17 protein-coding genes are annotated in these 21690 nt (G+C 43.6%); 7 read left to right on the plus strand and 10 right to left on the minus strand.

Going from position 1 to position 21690, the window contains the following annotated elements; all coding sequences use genetic code 11:
• Positions 1-80 precede the first annotated feature (80 nt).
• The 5 genes from DVG78_RS28180 to DVG78_RS28200 all read left to right on the plus strand — a co-directional run bounded on the left by DVG78_RS28180 (position 81) and on the right by DVG78_RS28200 (position 5113).
• A complete protein-coding gene (locus tag DVG78_RS28180) occupies positions 81-1031 on the plus strand; it encodes a fasciclin domain-containing protein (RefSeq protein ID WP_114464399.1) in 951 nt (316 codons plus the stop codon).
• A gap of 86 nt (positions 1032-1117) precedes the next feature.
• Positions 1118-2179, plus strand: coding sequence for a sensor histidine kinase (locus DVG78_RS28185; protein ID WP_114464358.1), 1062 nt, complete (start codon positions 1118-1120; stop codon positions 2177-2179).
• Between the two features lie 30 nt (positions 2180-2209).
• Positions 2210-2974 carry a LytR/AlgR family response regulator transcription factor gene (locus DVG78_RS28190; protein WP_114464359.1) on the plus strand — a complete coding sequence of 255 codons (765 nt, stop codon included), beginning with the start codon at positions 2210-2212 and terminating at the stop codon, positions 2972-2974.
• Positions 2975-3079: 105 nt separating this feature from the next.
• Positions 3080-3715 carry a hypothetical protein gene (locus tag DVG78_RS28195; RefSeq protein ID WP_229598339.1) on the plus strand — a complete coding sequence of 212 codons (636 nt, stop codon included), beginning with the start codon at positions 3080-3082 and terminating at the stop codon, positions 3713-3715.
• A gap of 210 nt (positions 3716-3925) precedes the next feature.
• The gene (locus DVG78_RS28200) at positions 3926-5113 is read left to right on the plus strand and encodes an NAD(P)/FAD-dependent oxidoreductase (RefSeq protein WP_114464361.1); all 1188 of its coding nucleotides are present in this window, start codon (positions 3926-3928) and stop codon (positions 5111-5113) included.
• Positions 5114-5192: 79 nt separating this feature from the next.
• Here the strand turns inward: DVG78_RS28200 and DVG78_RS28205 are convergent, their stop codons facing one another.
• The 3 genes from DVG78_RS28205 to DVG78_RS28215 all read right to left on the minus strand — a co-directional run bounded on the left by DVG78_RS28205 (position 5193) and on the right by DVG78_RS28215 (position 9372).
• A complete protein-coding gene (locus tag DVG78_RS28205) occupies positions 5193-6845 on the minus strand; it encodes a UxaA family hydrolase (RefSeq protein ID WP_114464362.1) in 1653 nt (550 codons plus the stop codon).
• Between the two features lie 96 nt (positions 6846-6941).
• Complete coding sequence (locus tag DVG78_RS28210; RefSeq protein ID WP_114464363.1) at positions 6942-8522, minus strand: aldehyde dehydrogenase (NADP(+)); 1581 nt, start codon at positions 8520-8522, stop codon at positions 6942-6944.
• Position 8523: 1 nt separating this feature from the next.
• On the minus strand, positions 8524-9372 hold the full coding sequence (locus tag DVG78_RS28215; RefSeq protein WP_114464364.1) for a fumarylacetoacetate hydrolase family protein: 849 nt from the start codon (positions 9370-9372) through the stop codon (positions 8524-8526).
• A 211-nt stretch (positions 9373-9583) separates the two neighbouring features.
• On the opposite strand from DVG78_RS28215, the gene DVG78_RS28220 reads away from it, so the two are divergent.
• Positions 9584-10453, plus strand: coding sequence for an AraC family transcriptional regulator (locus DVG78_RS28220; protein WP_114464365.1), 870 nt, complete (start codon positions 9584-9586; stop codon positions 10451-10453).
• Between the two features lie 35 nt (positions 10454-10488).
• Here the strand turns inward: DVG78_RS28220 and DVG78_RS28225 are convergent, their stop codons facing one another.
• The 6 genes from DVG78_RS28225 to DVG78_RS28250 form a co-directional block, all read right to left on the minus strand.
• Positions 10489-11244: a ThuA domain-containing protein gene (locus tag DVG78_RS28225; protein WP_114464366.1), complete on the minus strand. Its 756-nt coding sequence runs from the start codon at positions 11242-11244 to the stop codon at positions 10489-10491.
• 240 nt (positions 11245-11484) lie between these two features.
• Positions 11485-13545 (minus strand): alpha-galactosidase, encoded by a 2061-nt coding sequence (locus DVG78_RS28230; protein WP_114464367.1) that lies wholly within the window; start codon positions 13543-13545, stop codon positions 11485-11487.
• Positions 13546-13572: 27 nt separating this feature from the next.
• Positions 13573-15627 (minus strand): alginate lyase family protein, encoded by a 2055-nt coding sequence (locus tag DVG78_RS28235; protein WP_114464368.1) that lies wholly within the window; start codon positions 15625-15627, stop codon positions 13573-13575.
• A 186-nt stretch (positions 15628-15813) separates the two neighbouring features.
• A complete protein-coding gene (locus DVG78_RS28240) occupies positions 15814-16617 on the minus strand; it encodes a carbohydrate-binding family 9-like protein (RefSeq protein WP_114464369.1) in 804 nt (267 codons plus the stop codon).
• A 69-nt stretch (positions 16618-16686) separates the two neighbouring features.
• Entirely contained in the window at positions 16687-17607 is a 921-nt protein-coding gene (locus DVG78_RS28245; RefSeq protein ID WP_114464370.1) for a sugar phosphate isomerase/epimerase family protein, read from the minus strand.
• Between the two features lie 65 nt (positions 17608-17672).
• Positions 17673-18398 carry a 3-keto-disaccharide hydrolase gene (locus DVG78_RS28250; protein WP_229598340.1) on the minus strand — a complete coding sequence of 242 codons (726 nt, stop codon included), beginning with the start codon at positions 18396-18398 and terminating at the stop codon, positions 17673-17675.
• A 265-nt stretch (positions 18399-18663) separates the two neighbouring features.
• Here DVG78_RS28250 and DVG78_RS28255 point away from each other — a divergent pair, with 265 nt between their 5' ends.
• Positions 18664-19683 carry a zinc-binding alcohol dehydrogenase family protein gene (locus DVG78_RS28255; protein WP_114464371.1) on the plus strand — a complete coding sequence of 340 codons (1020 nt, stop codon included), beginning with the start codon at positions 18664-18666 and terminating at the stop codon, positions 19681-19683.
• Between the two features lie 92 nt (positions 19684-19775).
• Here DVG78_RS28255 and DVG78_RS28260 read toward each other — a convergent pair whose 3' ends face one another.
• Positions 19776-20723 (minus strand): replication initiation protein, encoded by a 948-nt coding sequence (locus DVG78_RS28260; RefSeq protein ID WP_114464401.1) that lies wholly within the window; start codon positions 20721-20723, stop codon positions 19776-19778.
• Between the last annotated feature and the right edge of the window lie 967 nt (positions 20724-21690).

Below are 21690 nucleotides of genomic sequence, written 5' to 3' on the forward strand. Positions count from 1 at the left end.
AAAAAAAAACGATTTGGGTGTTACGAGACTTTTTTAGGCAGTTAATCAACCATTTTTCAAACGTTAAATATCATCCAATCATGAAAACTACCCTCAAAAGTAACACCCTCAAAATCTACCTCGCAGCGGCAGTGCTGGCGCTTTCATTTACGGCTTGCAACGATGACGACGACGCTCCGTCAACCCCAGCACTCGGCAACATCGCTGGCGTAGCCTCGGCCGACCCGCAGTTCTCCACCCTTGTTGGTGCCTTATCCAAGGCAGAATTGGTGACTACTTTGCAGGGAACTGGCCCTTTCACGGTTTTTGCGCCAAATAACGCTGCTTTTACCAAGGCGGGTATCACCAGCCTGGACGGTTTGACCAAAGAGGCTCTCACACCCATCTTGACCGCTCACGTACTAAGTGGCAACGTAAAAGCGGCTGATGTAAAAAGCGGTGCGGTAAAAACCGTGAATACAAACAACGACATTTATCTCTCAAAGAATGCCGACGGTGTGTTTATCAATGGCAACATCAAAGTGATTGCTACCGACGTAAGTGCATCCAACGGGGTAATCCACGTGATTGACAACGTGATTGTCCCCCCTACGCAATCGTTGGTGCAGGTGGCACAGGGCAATAGCAATTTTACAGAGTTGGTATCGCTTGTTTTGGCCGCCGACCCCGCAGTAGCTACGGCTCTTGCATCAGCTTCGGCCAACGGCCTGACGGTTTTTGCGCCAACCAACGCTGCATTTACTGAACTGTACAAGACTACGCCTAAGTCAGCTTTATTGGATCCTGCCAACAAAGCCCTTTTGACCAATGTTTTGCTTTATCACGTCGTACCAGGCCGCGTTTTCTCAACCGATTTGCCAAACGTTTCAGGAGAGGTCTCTACCGCCAACCCTACGGGTAAAGTTACGTTTAACCTTGCGGGTGGCGCTAAAGTGGTAGGCAAAACCAGCGGTGCTTCCAACATTACAGCGGCAAACATTCTGGCTACCAACGGAGTTGTCCACGTAATTGATAAGGTATTGCTCCCCTAATCAAAGGAATAACCAACGGGCAGGCTTCGTTTCTTTATCAAACGGGGTTTGCCCTTTTTTTAATTCCAAAATCCCTTTTAACTGCTATGTTTTCCATTCGCAATCGGTTTGTTTACATGATTTTGCTAGGGCTATATTCATTTCTGAATACGCTTTTAGTAGAGGCATTTGACCATTATCCGATTAGCACCCCAAAGTCAGTAATTTTAGCCCTTTTTGTCTTGGTAGTCATCGGAATTTGGGAAGGAAACCGCCTGTGGGACAATTACATTTCCGAGAAAAATATCAAAGAATTCTGGAAAAGAATCGCCTACAATTTTACGGGCAGTATTCTCATTACATCTTTCATCACCCTTGTGTTGGGCGGAATCGTCTGTTATTTGACCGTTTCTTCCCGTTGGCAGGATTGGGTATTATCGATGAAGCTTTTTCTGATGGTTTGTTTTCGTATCAATCTCTTTCTGAACACTATACACATCATTTATTTATACCATCTTCAACTCGAACACAGCTACAAGGAAGTTGAGAACTACAAAAAAATCAGCACTCAAGCCCAACTTCAATCCCTGAAAAACCAAGTTAATCCCCACTTTCTATTTAATAATCTGAGCGTTTTAAGTGCTTTAATTCCGACCGACGCCAATGCTTCCGTGGAGTTTGTGCGGCAGTTTTCAAGGGTGTACCGGTACTTGTTGAAGAGCCATGAAAAGGAAATTATCGAATTGAGTGAAGAGCTCAATTTTATCGAATCGTATCTTTATTTACTCAAAACCCGTTTTCAAACGGGCTTAGTAATTAATATTCAAATTTCACCTTCGGGCCTTTCGGCGTACATCGTACCAGTGTCGCTGCAAATGCTGGTTGAAAACGCCATCAAACACAACGTAATTGCTAAGAGTAAACCATTGCACATTGACATCTTCAGCGCCGACGGCGCTTCGGTGACCGTCAAAAACAATTTGCAACGGAAAATAGTTGATGAAGAAGAATCCACAAAATTGGGATTGAGCAACATTTCAAAACGTTACGAATTTTTGGGGCAAAAAGGCATTCTCATTGAGGAAACCAACGAACAATTCAGCGTCACGATTCCGCTGATACGCCTCAAAAAAACCGTTTTTTCGTCCGAAATTGAACGTATTGACTAGCTTCTTTCCACTTTTAGCCATTGACAAGCCATGAAAGTATTGATTTTAGAAGATGAAGCACTTTCTGCTAAGAGAGCTTCACAACTGCTCAACGAATTTGACCCTTCCATTGAGGTGGTTGAAACGCTAGAGTCGGTCGAAGATGCCGCCGCCTGGCTTCGACACAACCCCGAACCCGATTTGATGCTGCTCGATATTCACTTATCGGATGGTTTGTGCTTCAATCTGTTTGAGCACGTATCGGTCAAAAGCCCCGTTATTTTTACGACCGCCTATGACCAATACACCTTGCAAGCCTTCAAAATCAACAGCATTGACTATTTATTAAAACCCATTGATAAACACGAATTAAACAATGCCCTCGCCAAGTATCACACCCTGATGCAAGACCGAAAAAGCATTTCTTCCTTTGATATTCAGCGTATTAAGCAAACTATACAATCCCTGAGTAAAAAATATAAGAATCGATTTTTGGTTAAGTTTGGTGATACCATTCAGTTTAAAAACATCAACGAAGTAGCGTATTTTTTTGCCGACGACAAGGTGGTTTACTTGGTCACCAACGAAGGCCGAAAGTACCTGATTGATTATAATTTGGAGAGTTTGGAAGAAATCCTTGACCCACAGTTGTTTTTTAGAATCAACCGAAAATTAATTGTTGGAATTGACGCCGTACAAAAAGTAAAAACCCTCCTCAACAGCCGCCTTCAGGTCTATCTCAAACCCACTTTTGAACAAGAAACCTACGTCAGCAAAGAAAGAAGTCCAGAGTTTAAAGTCTGGCTGGATAATTAAGACCCCTTTAATTCTGTTATTGCAATGAAGCCTTTTCCTCAAAAAAAATTTTTCGTTATAATTCTCTTTTACAGCACGTTAACGTTTGGACAATCTCCCAAAAATGTGAGCCTTTACCTCAAAAATGGCTCTATCATTCGCGGCAAAGTGTTGCAAGAAAGCCCCGTTTATAGAATTGAAACCTACGACCAAAGCCAATGGGTTTTTCAGCCTTCTGAAATTGAAAAAGCAATCCCTTTAAAATCGCCCAACCCAAATATCAAGTACAAAGAAAAAGGCTTTGTGCACTACACTGAACTCGGCCCGCTGGCGATGAGCAACCGCGCCTCCAATGGCGTCACTACTTCGGCATTTTCATTTCAAACCACCAACGGTTACAAGTTTAATCAGTGGTTTTACACTGGCTTGGGGATTGGCGCGGATTTGTACGCCGTCCAAACTTTTGTGCCAGTTGTTCTCAGCCTCCGGGGAGATTTTAGCAACACTGGCGATAAAATACCTTTCTATTTTCTGGAAAGTGGCTACGGTTTCAATGCTACCTCTAACGACGTCGACAATCTCCGCTTTGGTGGTGGCACTACCTTTGCGGGGGGCATTGGCTTAAAAATATTATTTACCAACAATACAGGTTTTGTCATCGGGGCAGGCTATCGGTTTCAACGGTCGTCAGTAACACAGTTAAACATTGAAAAAACCGAGGATTTTAACCGATTAACCCTCCGCGCTGGCTTCTCGTTTTAATTCGTCTTCGTTATTTTCCAACAAAACTAGTTTCACATCTTTGGTCAAAAGGGCTTATTTTGCTGCTTTATTGGGCGGTTTTTAAGCGTTTGGGCATAAATTTCAATGTGTTTGACCCGCATTGGGTTGGGTTGTAAGCAACCAAGCGCACTTGCATTTCCATTTTGGAAAAACATCCGATTTCTTTTACTTGATTACTTAATAAATGCTATGGCAGAACTATACGATGTGATTGTGATTGGACGCGGTTTGTTTGGTTGTCCAGCTGCGAAGTACCTGCAAACGGACGGTTTAAAAACGCTTTTGATTGGGCCCGCAGAACCACAACCAAGTGATTTTAAGAAGGCAAAGGTGTTTTCGAGCCACTATGACTCAGGAAGAGTAACCCGAAAAATCGGCAAAACCAAAGATTGGAGTAAGCTAAACGCCCAAACCCAAGCGGCGTTTAAATCCATCGTTGACCAATCAGGCATCAACTTTTTCGGCAATGAAGGATGCCTTTACGTAAGCGACCTACTGCCCGACGACCATTACAATAAAGCCATTGATTATCAACTATTAGCAAAAGAAGAGAACGATTTTCAGGTCTTGAATGAAGCTCAACTTGAACAGCTTTTTCCCTACTTTTCGTTTCAAAAACCGTCGGTTGCATACTTTGAAAAAGCATTGTCGGGGCATTTGAATCCGCGTTTATTGATTGAAGCCCAGTTGGCTATTTTTGCCAAAGCGGGCGGAAAATGGGTCGACGATGTGGTAGAAACCGTTATTGACAAAACCGATTTTTATGAAATAACCACGGGAAAAGCGCAAATCTTTCGGGCGAAAAAAGTGCTGTACGCCACGGGCGTTTTTCATCCTTTTTTTCAGTTCAACACGCCTCCCGTTCCGTTAGAAATAAAAACAGAAACCATCATTTTGGCCGAGGTTTCAAAAAAACAAGCCGAAGAATTACGGCAGATGCCTTCCATATTATACACCTGCAAAACAGATACTTACGACGAAATTTACGGCATCCAACCCGTACTTTATCCCGATGGAAAATACTATTTAAAACTCGGTGCAAACTTGAACGACGACCGTTTTTTAACAAATTTGGAGGACATAAAAAACTGGTTTTGCCGAGAGCCGTTACCCGAACAATTTGAGGTGTTAAAACAAATGGCAATTGATTTATGTCCAACGATTGATTTCTTATCGTTTCAAATCAAACACTGCATCATTGAATACACCCAATCGCGCCGCCCGCTGATTGCCCAAATCGGGCGTGAACAATACATTTGCACGGGTGGCAACGGCTACGGGGCCATGTGTTCAGATGCCATGGGCCGATTAGGCGCAAACTGCGTGCAAAATTTGGATTTCGAATTTGAATTTTCGCAAGGATTTTTTAGGTTATAGCGTAGTTTGATGAGATAAAAAAAGAGGCTGCTTCGAATATTCAAAGCAGCCTCTTTTTGAAAGTTAATAATTGAAAATCTTACAGACTTACGCCCCGTTTCCACGGCATAAAGTCGTCTTGGCCAAGCAGTTGCGCTTTAGTTTTGAATTTTCCGCTTGCCAAATCAATACAATAATCCAACAAATCTTCAGCGGTTTGTTCGATGGTTTTCTCACCGATGATAATCGGTCCGCAGTCAAAATCAATAATATCTGACATTTTCTGGGCCAATTTTGTGTTGGTTGCAACCTTCACCATTGGACAAATGGGGTTTCCAGTAGGCGTGCCCAATCCCGTCGTAAACAACGTAATCGTAGCGCCCGAAGCCGCCTGTCCTGTGGTGGCCAGCACGTCGTTACCGGGCGTACAAACCAAATGCAAACCCGGCACTTTTGAAACTTCGGTATAATTCAATACGTCGGCGATGGGCGCTGTACCGCCTTTTTTGGCTGCTCCTGCCGATTTGATGGCGTCGGTAATCAAGCCATCTTTGATGTTTCCTGCCGACGGGTTCATGTCAAAACCTGCGCCTACGGCTTCGGCTTTGGCGGCGTAGTCGCGCATGAGGGTTTCAAATTTTTGAGCTTTTTCTTCATCCACGCAACGGTCAATGAGTTCCTGCTCCACGCCGCACAATTCAGGAAATTCGGCCAGATAAGTTCTGCCGCCCAGCGCCACAACAATGTCGGACAAATGCCCTAAAACGGGGTTGGCCGAAATCCCCGAAAAGCCGTCGGAGCCGCCGCATTTGAGTCCGATGTTGAGTTTAGAAAGCGGTGCGGGCTGTCTTTCTGATTTATTGGCTTCAATCAAGCCCTGAAATGTACCCTTGATGGCCGCCGAAAGCATCTCGAATTCAGTCCCGTAGGATTGCTGTTCGTAAAACAAAATGGGTTTATCAAACTGCGGATTGCGGTTCTTGATTTCCTGCGTTAAATCTTCAAACTGCGTTTTCTGACAACCCAAGCTCAACACCGTAATTCCTGCTACGTTGGCATTGTTGGCATACGCCCCAAACAACGCCGCCAACAGCGCCGAATCTTGGTTGTTTTCGCCACAACCCGACTCGTGCGTCAAGAATTTAATCCCGTCCAAATTAGGGAAAAGCGGTTGAATCGTTGGTTTTTCTGAAGTATACCCAGGGGTATATTCCCCTAAGCCATCCGAACCTTTGGCCTTGAAAAGTTGGACCAATTCCTGCGTTTGCTGGAGATAAATATCTGGGAAGGCATAGCCAAGGGCTTTGTCAAACGCGTCTTTGAGCTTCAGGATATTCCGATTTTCGCAAAAAACCAAAGGTAATACCAGCCAATAATTGGCCGTCCCAACTTGTCCATCCGACCGATAGTAGCCCATGAAAGTTCGGTTTTCCCACTTTGAAACATCAGGAATATGCCAATCCAACTGCGGTTTGCGCTTCTTAACCGAATATTCGTCCGAATCATGTTTAAGGTTGAAGGTAGTGACCTGCTCGCCCGTTTGAATGGGCTGGGTCGCTTTGCCTACCAACACGCCGTACATGGTCACGTGGCCGCCCGTTGGCAAGTCTTCGGTCACAAATTTATGCTTGGCTGGAATATCCATGACCAATTCAAACGACCGACCATTGAAATCAATTTTAGTACCTTTCGGCAGATTTTGTAACGCAACTAAAACGTTGTCTTTGGGATGTACACTCAAATAGGTGTGCATTGTAAAAAAAGTTGAGTGAATGATTTTGAGGAAGTTAAGTAAGGGCTTCTACAATGTAGAAGCCCTTTAACTGCTCATTTTTAACCTATTAAAATTTTAAGCTTTTTGAAAATCACCGTTTACCAAACGCCAGATAGCCAAAGGATTAGCATTTTTTAATTCATCAGGCAACAGATTTTCAGGAAAATTCTGGTAACTGACGGGACGGGTAAAACGGTAAATAGCAGCCGTTCCGACCGAAGTACTTCGAGAATCGGAAGAAGCGGGAAACGGGCCACCGTGCATCATCGCGTGGCAAACTTCCACGCCTGTTGGGAAACCGTTGATGAGTAAACGTCCCACCTTTTGTTCCAATAAATCGATTAAATCCGCATACTCAGCCAATTCTTCGGGCGTACCATGAACGGTAGCCGTGAGGTGGCCTTCCATGGTTTCGGCAATGCGCAACATTTCTTCTTTGCTATCGGCTTCTACCAACACGCTGGTTGGACCGAATATTTCTTCCGAAAGCGTATGGTCTTGGGCAAGGGCGTTGGCGTCGGTTTTAAACAAAATCGGTTGAACCGCCGTAAAGCCATTTGCCTCTACTCCCTTTGCAACGATGGATACACTTTCATTTTCAAGGTGTTTTGCAATTCCTTGTGTATAAGCCTTTTGGATTCCTCCCGTGAGCATCACCCCACCCGAAACATTTTGAAATTGGGTTTCCAAATCCGCCAAAAAGGGCTGATAGTCTTCTGTTTTATTGGCAATAATCATGCCCGGATTGGTGCAAAACTGCCCCACACCCAAGGTCACCGAAGCGGCAAATTGCTGCGCAATCTGTGCCCCTTTTTCTTTCATGATTTGGGGTAAAATAAACACGGGGTTCGTACTTCCCATCTCGGCATAAACAGGAATCGGCTCGGGGCGATTGGCCGCCAATTGAACCAACGCCATGCCACCTTGATACGAACCCGTAAATCCAATGGCCTTAATATGAGGGTGTTGTACCAAAGCAGCGCCCACTTCGGTACCGCTTCCGTGCAACAACGAGAAAACACCGTCGGGCATACCTGATTTAATCGCCGCCTGCTGAATGGCTTTGCCGACCAATTCAGAAGTGCCCGGATGCGCCGAGTGTGCTTTGACAATCACGGGACACCCCGCCGCCAACGCGGAAGCAGTATCTCCGCCCGCTACCGAAAAGGCCAACGGGAAATTGCTCGCGCCAAATACGCCCACTGGGCCTAAAGGACGCTGCATCATACGCAAATCAACTTTTGGCAATGGTTGACGGTCAGGAATGGCGGTTTCGATGCGGGCGTTTACCCACGAACCCTCCCGCAATAATTGCGCAAACAAGCGCAACTGCCCCGTGGTGCGACCGCGCTCGCCTTGAATACGCCCCGCGGGTAAACCCGTTTCGGAGGTAGCAATTTCTACCAAAGCGTCACCGATATTTTCAATTTCTTCGGCAATGGTTTCGAGAAACAAGGCTTTTTCAACGCCTGATTTTTTACGGTAAACTTTAAAAGCGTCGTAGGCTTTTTGGGCCGCCAACTCCAATTCTGCTTTGGTGGCCTTATGGTATTGGGTAGGAAGCGTTTCGCCCGTCGTGGGATTTGGGGCTTGAAATACGCTTCCGCCTTCGGCCGAAACGGCAAACCCAATCAATTGTTTTCCTTCTAAAATCATCTTAAAGTGGTTTTTGTGAGACTTTGTTGACCAAAGTCCCAATATGTTCAATGGTTATTCTGACTTCGTCACCCACGTTCAACGTAAATTCGTTGGGTGGAACCAAGCCTGTACCCGTCATCAAGAACACCCCATACGGAAAAGAGGTCTCACGGAATAAATAACCAATCAGTTCAGTATGAGTACGTTTCATGCGATTGATAGAAATATTTCCTTCAAAAACGTTGGTTCCGTTTCGTACTATGGCAATGTTAATTTGGGCGTCTGGGTTGATGGGTTGGGCCGGTACGTACAAACACGGCCCAATGGCTGCGGCACCATCGTAGCTTTTGGCTTGGGGCAAATACAATGGGTTTTCGCCTTCGATGTCGCGCGAGCTCATGTCATTGCCACAGGTATAACCCACAATTTTACCATTCGAAGTGGCAAAAAGTGTCAATTCAGGCTCAGGAACATTCCATTTTGAATCACGTCTAATCAGTACTTCTGCGCCAGTTCCGACGGTTCGGGCAGCGGTAGCTTTGAAAAAAAGCTCCGGCCGGTCGGCGTCGTAAACTCGGGCGTAAAAATCACCGCCACCCGCATCTTTGGACTCTTCCATGCGCGCTTCGCGGCTTTTCATGTACGTAACCCCAGAAGCCCAGACTTCCTGTTGGCGAATGGGGGGCAAAATGTCCATTTTGAGAGTTTCAGCCAACGACGCATCGGCAGAAAGGGTACTGATTTCGGCCGTAATGGCGTCAAATAAATCGTCGCGATTAATATAAGCGTCCCAGTCTTTTTGGGGCGAAAGGTAGTAATTTGCGTCAGCTTCGATGACAATGCCCTGCGACGTTGGATACAGCTTCATGGTCAGTTTTTTGGTTGATTGGTAAGGGATTCCTTTAAGTTAAAATCGGGATATTTTTTGTAAAAACAAACTCCCGCTTAAGTTGAATAATCGTATGCAAAGAAAAGAGATTAGTGAATACATTAGTTGTGAAATATTATTTACTTCCGGTGAAATAATAGCAATTTTACATCTACATTGATTTAATAATACAATTATATCATACAGTTTTATGCAGGCAATTCTTCGAAAAGTAAATCCTTCGGCCGATTATTCGTTCATTGCTCGAATTGATAATCTTCCTTTTTTGTACGAGAAATGGCATTTCCATCCCGAATTTGAGTTAAATCATATACTTGAAAGTCGAGGAACGCGGTTTGTGGGTGATAGTATCGAGGAATTTGAAGAAGGCGATTTAACCTTTGTGGGGAGCAATTTACCTCACGTTTGGAAAAACGACAACAACTATTTTTTGCCCGATTCAACCCTACGGGCCAAAGCCCGGGTGGTTCAGTTTCTGCCCGATTGTTTTGGCCTAGATTTTCTAAAATTAAAGGAAATGGAGAACATCCGCCGCCTGTTTGAAAAAGCAAAAAGGGGGCTGAGAGTGATGGGAAAAACGAAGGAAAAAGTAGGTGCGTTGATGGCGCAACTCGTAGAGAATCCCAGCGGAATACAGCGAATAGGGTTATTTTTAAACATTCTCGAAGCCTTGGCCGAATCGGAAGAAGTGGCCTTTTTGAGCAGCGAAGGTTTTCTTGATTCATATCATAGGTTTGATACTGATACCATCAACCGTGTGTATGAGTTTACGCTTTCCCAGTTTAATCGCAAAATTTTGATTGAAGAAGCCGCCGCCCTAGCGCATATGTCGGTGGCTAATTTTTGTCGGTATTTCAAAAACCGCACCCAAAAAACCTACGTTCAATTCCTGACTGAAGTACGCATCGGTTATGCCTGTCGGATGTTGATTGAAAACAAAAAAAGCATTCAGCAAATCGCCTTCGACTGCGGGTTTCATAATCTTTCTAATTTCAACCGCGCCTTCAAAATGCTTAAAAATCAGAACCCCACTTCGTATCGAGCGGCGTTTAGTGAATAGAATTGAAGCAATTTTACTTTAATTTCCACCACCCATTACAGCTTATAAATCACGGCATTGGCAATGATGCGGGTATAAATTTGGTTTTCAAAATCGGTGTAAGAATGCCCCGGTTGACTGTAAAAAACCCAGCCTTTTTCTACGGGCATACACCACGCCGAGCGGTCTTGCATCCATACTTTGCCCGTGGTATCTTTCATTTTAAAACCCATTAAAACCGTGCGCGGGGTTTGAAAATTATGGTTTAGAAAAGCTTCGGTATTTTGCAAAACAAACCCTGGTAGTGTATTCTCTTGTGCCTGACCTTCGGAGGTGTAAAGGATTTGAGTATCGTAGGTGATTTTATGGGTAGTAATAAAATGATTGGGCGCCAGATTGACCACCTCCATTGCAATGTCGCCAACGAATTTGTAAGCGCCCTCCCCCGCTTCTTTTTTTGGTAAATCTACGCCTAAAAAGGTAAACCATTCGTTGTTTTTTCGTTTTGCCGAGCTGATAGAATGGTGAAGGATGATAAGTTTACCGCCATTTTTTGCGTATTGAATAAACGCTTTTTCTGGTCCCGAATCTAGGTCTTTGTGAATGTACACAATCACCGCCCTAAAGCTTTCCAATGAGCGCGGCAAGCTGGTTTGAAAAACAATTTTGGTCGTAATTCCCTCCTGTACTTTCAATGATTTTGCCAACACCTGCATAGCAGGAATTTCGTCGGCTACAATCAAGACCTCCTGAGAATTGGTTTTTATAATGAAGCTAAAAAACAAGAGGAATAAAGTAACATATTGTCTCATAGCTTTTTAGAATGTTATACTGTTTTTTAAATCTTAGCCTTACAATCATCTCATTTACAGTACTATAGTGCAATTTCATTCTCTCATTCAACCTCAATTGAGATAATATTTCGGATAATGACCCCAGCAATAAACATCATGCAAAGGCAAAAGTTTTAGAATCTCTCCCAAAAAATCCTTTATTGTTTTTCAAACTTCCTTTATCAGCACATTTATACCAGCGCTCTGAAAGATTCTCTTTCATTTTACCACGTACTTGTATAAAGCAAAACTATTTTTGAGAGGCAATTCAAATTCAACATAACCCCCGTAGAGAACTTGTCCCTCAAACGATTTTCCGCTACCCGCCACCGCTGTAAAAGTGACGCGTTGGCCCGCCGAAAACCACGTTTTTACCGACGATTTTACGGCTCCATTGTCTTCCCTAAACACTAAGATATAACCTTCTTTTACATTTCCAATAGACTGAAAACCTGTCCATTGCTTTCCGTTGGGTTCGTTGCCGATTGGAAAGATTTGCCCTGCGTGAATTTTAGTGTTATGCTGAAGGTATGTCTTGATTAGTTTTCCCGTAGCGAAGGCTTCTTCTGGCAAGCCTGTACCTTCAAACCACGCCAGCGGCTGCGCAAACATCGTGATGGCAAATAGGTAATCGAACGAATAATTTTTGGGAGCAAAAGGGTCATTCGTTGGATATTTATCAACGTTTCGCCATTTATTCAAAAACTCGATTTGGAGGTTTTGCGCGGGAACGTATTTAGAAAGCATCCATAAATTACGTAGGGTTGTATAGGGATAATAGTTGGTCCAATCGGTATAGCGATTTTCGAGAAAGATATTCCCGTATTCATTAAAATAATGATACCCACCGCGCCGCGCCGCCGTCACGTCAAGGTTAAACACTACGTTATGATTTGTATTGAGGCTTACTTTATCCAAAAACTTCCTAAAATTTACCTCGGCCAATTTATCGGGCAAGTTTACCCCGTCGATTTTGAAAGTCCGAATTCCGTATTTTTGATACAACCCAATCAGCGCATCGGCGTCTTTTTCCCAGTATTGATTGCTGTTGTCTTTACTTGGATTGAACCACAGGCACACTTCAATTTCCAGCTCTTTGGCTCTTTTTAGAACGGGCGTAAGCCCGTTGGGAAACTTTTCAGGATGAGGCTCCCAGTAATTTTTATTGTCCCAAATATTGTTTAAAGAGCCACCTTTGAGCGCCGAATTGGAAGAGCGCCCCGATTGCCAGCCGTCATCCAACTGAAAATGGGTAATGCCTAACTTAGCCCCTGCTTCCAATTCTGCCAACGCAAATTGTTCCCGAACCCGCGTATCTTGCCCCCGATCTCCCCAAGTATTCATCAGCACCATTTCATCCCGCCCCAGCTTGTGCGTACGAAGATTACGTTGGTACAAACGCAGGGCTTTGTAGCGGTTTAACTCGTCGCCCGAGTAAACACCCGTGACATATCCATAGCCGCGCCGCCATTCGGTTGGGTGCAAATCTGTGGGATTTAGCCCCGCCCCAATGACCCGGAATGTGCCAAATTCAGTAAGAAAATCACCCCCCGGATACGCCAACTGAACATTGGAAGTAGGCGCTTCTTTTAGGATAAATATCCCTTCATCGCTCACTTTGTCGTGGGCAAAAAGTAAATTGCCCCGGTACAGATTTGGGCGGTACGAAATAGATTCTTCCTTATGGACGAGATTATTGAAGCGGTCGGTGATGTCCGAAAACTCAACGGTACTGAGTTGCCAATGTTTGCCGGGAAGTTCTAGTTTTTCAATGACCGGCGCATTGGTGACGGTGTTGTTGGAGATGAGCTGTTCGAGATTAACCATATCGGCCAAATTAATGCCGGGTTGCAGCCAAAACGCAATCGTAGAGCCTCGATAGTACAAATCACAGGCAATGACCGCGCAGTTGGGATACAACCGCAACACACGTTTTATCTCTAACCTATCCAACGTATAGGTAATTTCAGCTTCCAAATGTGCAGGTGCTACGGCATTTTCAGGGACTATTTTGACAGAAAACTGGGCTTTTTCACCTACTTCAGATTGTCCTGGAAAGTCCAAATCTGCTTTTTTTGTGGTCGTTTTCCATACCTTTCCACTGGTTTTGTCGGTCAAAGAGCAGGTTATCAGGTTTCCTCCATTCCAAAAATATTTTCGCTCAATTAATTGATTTTCAACAATCAACGTATCATTTTTAAGTTCGGCCCGGCAAGTATTTACGCCTTGCGCCATCAGCCCAGTGCTTATCATGAAACACAATACGACGAGGTTTCTCATTACTATTCTGTTTTTTGTCGAAAGCACTTACTCTTTTTCTGATTTTATCACGACGCCATTGCGGTCCAAAAACGGAACGCGCACCACCCACGAACCTTTGCCAGATTCGGTGATTTTCACCATGACATGGTCGTTGGTTTTTGATAAAATCGAGGTTTTTAACTTGGGCCCTTTACCCTCAGAAGGCCATAAAATCCAGACGAAAGTGTCATCGGCGGGTAATTTACGCGAATAAATGCCCGTAGGATTTGGCACATACGCATTGTAAACTCGGCTATACCACCCCTGAATCGTGGGGCTTTCCTGTCCTTTTACCAAAGTCATCTGCCACCCTTGCGTATCAACAGGGATTATTTGAAGATTACCGTAGTCGTTTTTTGTGAACATATTTCCATTGGCATCAATTTCAACGGTGCAATCAGGGTGCCAATGCCAAAGGGTTTCGATGGTGCGGGGGCGGTCCGTTTTCAATTGGTCGGCTACCACCCAAAACTTATCTCGTAGGTACACCACCGAGCGGGTATGTTCAAACGTACCCACTAAATCGGCAAATGCGCTCATCTTTCCAGAGCCATAATCGTGGTCTTTTCCGACAAAAAAATGGTTTTCAGGGGTAGGTTCAGTTGTCACTTTGGGGCCTGCGGCCTGCCCTTTTCCATCCACCAAAACCAAGTTGTGCCCTTGGCTACCCAAGGCATATTTTCTAAATTTCTGCGCTACGCTTCCCGTATACGCAAATCTACCCGCATCCACCAACAAATCGCGGCCGTAGGCTACTACTGATAAATGTAGCTTGTCATTGTGCTGATGGCCGCTTCCCCAGGGGCCCACGTCCAAAAACGACCAATGCGCTTTTTCGCCGTACCCACTGCGGGAAATCAACTGCCCCGCCCAAGGGAAAAATACCGAAGGCGCGGCGTTGGGCTTTGTCCCTTGGGCACCGTTTGATACGACGTATGTCCAATCATAACGCTCGTATTTTTGGGCTGCAGCTTGTACATTTTGTCGATTATTGTTCAAGTCCGAATCGTTGTTCAATATCCCAAAACCATCAGGTCGGATTGTCATGGCAAGGTAGTTCCACATATCCTGCAAGGTTTTGTTGTAATATTCAGAAAGCATCACCCCCGCTTTTTGACAGGTTTCGGCAAACTGACTAAAATTCAAAAGCGCTACATAATGATAACTTGAGGATAATTCCGTTTGGGTACCATCAGGATACACTTGTTCTTTCATGCTTGCGGTCATGGCTTTGATGGAGTAGTCGAGCCACGAAGGTGATTCTTTCCACTCCGGCCACGCCGTTGCCACTACCGCAAGGCCCGACATTTCCATGGTGAGCCAATTTCCCTGCGCATGAAAATTTCGGGCGTAGTGCGCATGATGGGGCAAGCTGCTGAGTATCAACAATTGAGTGGCGGGGCTGATTTGCTCCGTATTCCATAATCCATAAAAAACTTTTTCCCATACTTTTTCCCGAAAGCTCACTTCTAGACCACGCCACATGGCTGTTCGGCTGTTTTTGGCAGGATAAGGCCAACTACTAATCACCCAACTTTTTACAAATGAATCTACATATTGCAGATACTGAAGGTTGCCCGTTTCAAAATATGCCTCAATCACGTCCCGTATGGGGTAATGGCGGTTGAGCGCCCACGCCCATTCCAAATCATTTTCGGGGCCAGTATGCGCCCATTTCAAATGTCCGTCGGGTAGGCGGGGTGTCTTACCCTTTACCTCTTGAAAAGTAAAAACATCCTTCACGATGGAGTCGGCATCAGCCCTCGTTTTCAGTGATTTAAGGGGTAGTTTTTGGCTTGGAAGTACCCGTTTCGATTTGGCATAATACGCCAACAAATGGCGGCCTGCCAAAGGTAAATTATTTGAAACATAGGCTTTTTTTACCTCTTCTAACCCTGGATATTCTAAATTCAGGTTTTGAAAAATAAAGTTAATTTGTTCGGGATAGACCGCACATACTTCTTCTACGGTGGTAAGCTTTTTCCAATCGGTTTGGGCCCATGAAACAATTGAAAATAAAAATAAACAAAGGAAAATGGTGGTGATAAATTTGATTTTCATCCGTAGAAGTGTTTGAATAATCTGATAATTTGGATAAAAACGATGGAAAACAAACTCAACAAAATAGGAGGTGACTCGTACTAAACCCACTGGATTGACCAATCGCAGAAGATTTATTGAGTTAACCCATTAATATCAATAAGCAATATCAAAAGGGCTTTTAAGAGCCTATTTTACCAAAAACTTCTATTCTACAAACGCAATTCGGCTCCATTTTTCGGGTAAATGGGTATCATAAATACCATGCGAGGTGAGTGACATGGCGGGGTGGGGCTGCACTTCTTTTCCCCCGACCATCAATTTTTGAAATCTTCCCAAAAACATCCTCCAAATATCCCCGTTGGTGGGAGGAAGAGAACGCCCATTGGCCAAGAGATGCAAACTGCTCCAAGGAATAGAAATCTCCAAACTCCAGCCTTTGTCAACGTCGGAGTTATCGTTCAATGTTCCGTCAATGTACACCGACGTTTCCAATCCTGGCAGGTCAAAATTGGTAAACGCCCAGCGAATCCCACGCGGGTTCGTCCCTTTCCAAAACGAAGCCCCGCTCCGATCATAATCACCGCCAAAGGTGTACGCCTGTGGCTGGTGGACATCAAAGGACGGAGTATCAAATTTGCTGCCTTTGGTGTAGGCGTCTTTCCAAATAAAAAATACTTCGTAAATGGTGTTTGCGGCGTTGATTTCCAACTCATAATAACAATCGCCGCCGTCGATAAACACTTCTAAGTCATTTTCCAAAAAAACAATACTATCTCGCTGGGTTTGGTAAGCCTCCACAAAAGGCTCCTCGGCTACAAAGGCAATGTACAAATGGGTCTCGTTCCAAAGAACCGCCGTTTGGGTGTTGTACATTCCTGGGACACCCGTCACCATATCCACCAATCTTTTGCTCCATTGGGCATTTTTCCAAACATCCTTGGTCACGTTTCCGTCGATTATGATGGACGTTGAAATCTTTTGGGCTTGATAATCAGGGGCACTATTCATGGTGAACAGAGATGGGTTATCTGTTTTACTTAATCAACCCCAATTCAATTTCTGGGGCGTTTTTGACGGCTAAAAATATTTTTTCATTGCTTTGGGATAGTCTGGGAAAACCGCTTCGGGTTCTTCAATTTCTGGATGCCAGCGTTTTTCCCATTCAAAGCTGTAATAACCTTTGTAACCATTTTTTTCCAACGCCGTTATCGCTTCCGCTAACGGGGCTTCTCCTTGCCCAATCCTGACATAGTGCAATTTTTCGTCTACTATCTTAACATCTTTAATGTGCACGTGACGGATGTATTGTTTCAATTTATCATGTACTTCGGTCGGCGTTTCTTTCGTAACCGTCCACATATTGACCACGTCCCAAATAAGCCCAATCTGTGGGTGTTTGGCCGCCTGCATGATTTGAGATAAAATTTCTTTGCCGACCACTTTACCGTGAGATTCAAGCAATACATTCACATTTTTTCCTTCTGCATATTTACCAAGCTCCAACAAGCCATTGATAATCAACTCAATGGTTTTGTCTCTATCCTGTTCTTTGGGCAAGTCGTTGGGAAATACGCGTACGTTGGGGCAGTTTAATTGCTGGGCCAAATCAATGAAACGTTTGGCTTCGTCAAGGTTGGTTTTACGAAGAACTGGATCAGCAATGTGCATATTGGCAGATGCTCCCAAACCCACTATTTTTATCCCTTTGTCATTTGCTTTTTTCAACGATTCTTTGATTTGAGTCGCGTTGCTAAACTCTGGACACTTCGTTAAATCCATTTCGTTAAGAATTCCCCGAATTTCAATCCCTTTGTATTTATGCTCCGCCGCGAAGTTAAGAATGGTATCAAAAGACCATTTGGGACACCCCAAAGTCGAAAACGAAAAAAGAGGGTTTGTTTTTTTGACCTCAAATGAAAAGCCCGCAAAGGCTAAACCCAGCAGCCCAGAAGTTGATTGGAGAAAATCACGTCGGGTAGAATTCATTAACTTGTTCATATCTTCTGTTAGTCAATGCCTAAATGTTAAGAGGAATTATCGCCTTTTTATTACGGCTTGGTATGTTACAAAGGACGTATTTTGATATTTCTAAAAAACGCCTGATCGCCGTGGTATTGCAGCAAAATTCTACCCCGCTCGCCCGTACCGAAATTAGGCAAATCTTTGTATTTGCTCATCGCAATCAACCGACGGTATTCATCGCTGTTGCGCTCATATTCAAGCACTTTAACACCGTTGAGCCAGTGCTCGGTATGATTCCCTTTCGACACAATTTTTGCCGTATTCCACTCCCCTATTTTTCTAACGGGTTTATCTTTAGCCGCAGGAATCATGTCATAGAGTGATGCAATGGTACGGTTTCCATCGCGCCCCATTTTGGCATCGGGGTGTTTGTCATCATCCAATAGCTGAAATTCAAGCCCCAACCCAGACTTGGGCAGATTGGGGTCAACGAAGTATTTAATTCCGCTGTTGCCGCGTTCGGTGAGCTTAAAATCTATGCTTAACTCGAAATTACTGAACGCTTCGGTAGTCACAATGTCGCCGCCTTTACCTTCAGAAGGCTCCACGCTCAAGACGCCATCGCTTATTTTCCATCCTTTTTCGGGAAATTTATCCAAAGCCGCACCTCTCCACCCGTTGGTAGTTTGCCCATCCCAGAGTAGTTTCACCCCTTGTTTTTTCTCATTTTTGGAGAGGGTATTAGGGGCCTGCTGCCCAAAACTTACATTAAACACCAGCAACAGAAGGGATAAAGAAGCGAAGTTTTTCATTTTACGTGGGTTCATTCTTTCGGATTTTTAGTTGGAAAAGGGATTAGTTACCTACTTCTAACCAATTTAAGAATTATTGAAGTAATTTTTATCGCCAATCAGGATTGTTTAGCCAATAATCATTTCACAAAAAGGAACTCATCACAGGCTGTTGAAATAAATAAAATGCCCGTAATTTACAGCAGATTTAAAGCCCCTAATCCAAACACCCAAAATCAAAATTCATTTTTCAAACCCTGATAGGCCCTTTTAGGGTCTTTCGGTTTATCATTCATAACGTATGCAAGCAATTGTTTTAGAACAACCCGAAGTTCTCAAAAAGATTGAATTAGAAGCCCCCCAACCTCCTGCACCAAACGATGTTTTGCTGAAAATGAAACGTTTGGGGGTTTGCGGTACCGACCTCCACGCCTACAAAGGCAACCAGCCTTTTTTTTCGTATCCGAGAATTTTGGGGCACGAAATCGCCGCCGAGGTGATTGCGTTGGGAGAAAATGTTTCTCACTTAAAAATCGGCGATAGGTGTGCCGTGATGCCTTACCGCAATAAGGAAATAGACCAGGCCGTACGACGCGGCAAAACCAATTGCGGCAGCACGCTGAGTGTTTTGGGGGTTCATGAAGATGGTGCCATGCAAGAATACATCAGCTATCCAGCTCAGCAGGTTTTTCCTGCCAATGAACTCGCTCTCGACCAAATCGCCATGATTGAGCCTTTGGCCATTGGCAGTCATGCTGTCGAACGCGCCGACATCCAACCCGATGATATTGTACTCGTTGTGGGGGCAGGCCCCATTGGTATTGGAACGGTGGCGATGGCTTTACTCAAAGCCGCCAAAGTGCTGGTGCTGGATATAAACCAAAACCGATTGGACTACATCACCGAAAAGTTTCCGTCGGTCTCCTGCATCAAACTCAATGACGCTGTTGAAAATTCGCTTAAAGAACTGTTAAATGGTGATTTACCAACGGTGATTTTGGATGCCACTGGCAACAAAGAATCGATGCAAAAGTGTTTTGAATACGTGGCTCAGGGAGGAACGATTGTATACATCGGCCTTTTTATCGGTGACGTAGTTTTTCACGACCCGCTTTTTCACCGCAAAGAAATTACCCTTAAATCTTCCAGAAACGCTGTGGCAACAGATTTTACAAAACTGATTCGCTTATTAAAAGCAGGATTGGTTAACATTGACGGGTACATCACCCACCGATTAACCTTTGACACACTGCACGAAACCTTTACAAAACTATATTCGCCCGAAGAACGCGTGATAAAAGCCGTTGTTGAATTTGATTAAAAACACTCTTTTTCAGATGGTTATGTACTATATTTAGTAGGTAACCATCTGAAAGAGAGCAATCGCAAAAATCTTGTGTTTTAGCATTCCTACTAACCTAACTTTGTCTTTTTTACCCTACCGCTTTCACTAAATCCCAGCACCACGGCCATGTAGGCGGTTGGATTATTGGGACTGCGCTTGCCAGCTTGTATTTCAATATCGGCGTTGATAAATCGGTTGGCAATTTCTTCGTCTTGAACAATTTTATTTTGCTGCGATTTGGTAAAATCATACGCCTGAAGCCGTTCCTGAAAATATTTCCATCGGTCGTCCATCGACATTTGCCCCAATTCATCCCGTATTTCCTGCAACTCGGCCAATGCTTTTGATTCTTGCGTCACAATCAAAAAAGAGATATGGGTGACTTTGCGGCCTGTTTTGTGGATTTGGTAAGAAAACGCGAGGTCAGTTTTGGCGGAGATTTCTTCCTGACTTGGGTCTAGCACTCGCCGCTTAAATTGCCCAAAATCATCGTAGGTTTCTTCGGTGGCCGAAATCAACTCTCTCAGGTCATCCACCGCGATTTCAGACCAAGCCCCACCGTTAAAATTTTTCCAGCGGGAAAGAATCTCGTACAATCGCTGGGAATACGTTTTGTTGAGCGACAAAGCAATCGCTAACTCGTATTCGGTGTAGCCACTTTTGATTTTTGCAATGTGAGGAAGCACTTCGTACGAAACTCCGATTTCAAACACACCTTCCTTGGCACTGTACTTGGCGGATGAAAAAACATTGTAGGCGCTGAATTCCTTTTCTTCATCATTACGAAGCCAAATCTGACAATTTCGCATCAATGATTGCGTCATTGCAAGCATCTGACGATAATTGTTGGTAATGAGTTTTGCGGGTATTTTGAAATATTTATTCTGCTTTAGTTCGGCATCCGTTTCCGTTATTTGGTTCATCACGATGTAAAAAACGCGCTTTTCCAATAGTGAAAAGTTTTGACGAGTCATGATTGCCCCATTAGGCTGTCGATTGTAGTGCTTTAATTTCATTCTTTTGGCCAAACAGACTGCTTTTTTACTATCTGGAAGCTAAGGTAAAAATCTTTTCTGTCAAAACAAAACTGTGTCAGAATTTGTATTTTTTTGACAGAATTGGGCTACATTTTGACAGAATTAGAACTAAAACATAGTCAGCCAAGCTCTTAAAAACGCGTTCTATTCACTGTAAAGCGCATTTTAGCGAACTAATCCCCGCATAAAACTTTCATTTTTTATACTTTTTAGGCCAAAATCCAACTATACAAAACCATTCTATGTCACAAAACACTAATAATCAGACACTTACATAAATTTAAGTTTGTTTTTCGACTACATTTTGACAGAATTAGAATTTTTCAGAAGAGGCAGAATTTAGGGTGACCCATTTTTTTAAACACACATCCAACAACTTCTTAAAAAAAATAAAAAATATCACTTTTCACTCCTAAAATTTAAAATCTTTTACTCAAAGAACACAACTAAGAAATCAATGACTTCTAATTCTGTCAACTATTTCTGTCAGACATTTTTAGTGACAGAGTTCGACTACATTTTGACAGAATTCGACTACATTTTGACAGAATAGATTACTACATTTTGACAGAGTTCGACTACATTTTGACAGAGTTCGACTACATTTTGACAGAATTCGACTACATTTTGACAGAATTCGACTACATTTTGACAGAATTCGACCCCGTAACCATCTTATAATCAGCTCGTTACAAGCCCCTTAAATCATCAATATTTTAATCATCAATTTCTAAATAAAAGTTATAACCAATTTTTAAATCAAAATCAATGCAATTTTCTTCTAGGGAAAAACAGAAATGGGACCAGAAAAAACAAAACAAAAAACAAGAATCACTCCTTTCAAAAATGGGTTTGGGTGTCAACTAAAAAATTAGTTCATTGCTTTTTCACTTCCTTCCCCTCCTTTTCAATTCCACATTCTGTATTGGGCCCTACATCAAAAACC

Origin of the sequence: Runella aurantiaca (assembly GCF_003339505.1) — a bacterium.
Taxonomy (GTDB): Bacteria; Bacteroidota; Bacteroidia; order Cytophagales; family Spirosomataceae; genus Runella; species Runella aurantiaca.

What these genes read in the sequence shown, in the direction of transcription:
- DVG78_RS28180 (WP_114464399.1), top strand. Translation starts at nt 81, where the DNA reads ATGAAAACTACCCTCAAAAGTAACACCCTCAAAATCTACCTCGCAGCG.
- DVG78_RS28185 (WP_114464358.1), top strand. Translation starts at nt 1,118, where the DNA reads ATGTTTTCCATTCGCAATCGGTTTGTTTACATGATTTTGCTAGGGCTA.
- DVG78_RS28190 (WP_114464359.1), top strand. Translation starts at nt 2,210, where the DNA reads ATGAAAGTATTGATTTTAGAAGATGAAGCACTTTCTGCTAAGAGAGCT.
- DVG78_RS28200 (WP_114464361.1), top strand. Translation starts at nt 3,926, where the DNA reads ATGGCAGAACTATACGATGTGATTGTGATTGGACGCGGTTTGTTTGGT.
- DVG78_RS28205 (WP_114464362.1), bottom strand. Translation starts at nt 6,845, where the DNA reads ATGCACACCTATTTGAGTGTACATCCCAAAGACAACGTTTTAGTTGCG.
- DVG78_RS28210 (WP_114464363.1), bottom strand. Translation starts at nt 8,522, where the DNA reads ATGATTTTAGAAGGAAAACAATTGATTGGGTTTGCCGTTTCGGCCGAA.
- DVG78_RS28215 (WP_114464364.1), bottom strand. Translation starts at nt 9,372, where the DNA reads ATGAAGCTGTATCCAACGTCGCAGGGCATTGTCATCGAAGCTGACGCA.
- DVG78_RS28220 (WP_114464365.1), top strand. Translation starts at nt 9,584, where the DNA reads ATGCAGGCAATTCTTCGAAAAGTAAATCCTTCGGCCGATTATTCGTTC.
- DVG78_RS28225 (WP_114464366.1), bottom strand. Translation starts at nt 11,244, where the DNA reads ATGAGACAATATGTTACTTTATTCCTCTTGTTTTTTAGCTTCATTATA.
- DVG78_RS28230 (WP_114464367.1), bottom strand. Translation starts at nt 13,545, where the DNA reads ATGAGAAACCTCGTCGTATTGTGTTTCATGATAAGCACTGGGCTGATG.
- DVG78_RS28235 (WP_114464368.1), bottom strand. Translation starts at nt 15,627, where the DNA reads ATGAAAATCAAATTTATCACCACCATTTTCCTTTGTTTATTTTTATTT.
- DVG78_RS28240 (WP_114464369.1), bottom strand. Translation starts at nt 16,617, where the DNA reads ATGAATAGTGCCCCTGATTATCAAGCCCAAAAGATTTCAACGTCCATC.
- DVG78_RS28245 (WP_114464370.1), bottom strand. Translation starts at nt 17,607, where the DNA reads ATGAACAAGTTAATGAATTCTACCCGACGTGATTTTCTCCAATCAACT.
- DVG78_RS28250 (WP_229598340.1), bottom strand. Translation starts at nt 18,398, where the DNA reads ATGAACCCACGTAAAATGAAAAACTTCGCTTCTTTATCCCTTCTGTTG.
- DVG78_RS28255 (WP_114464371.1), top strand. Translation starts at nt 18,664, where the DNA reads ATGCAAGCAATTGTTTTAGAACAACCCGAAGTTCTCAAAAAGATTGAA.
- DVG78_RS28260 (WP_114464401.1), bottom strand. Translation starts at nt 20,723, where the DNA reads ATGAAATTAAAGCACTACAATCGACAGCCTAATGGGGCAATCATGACT.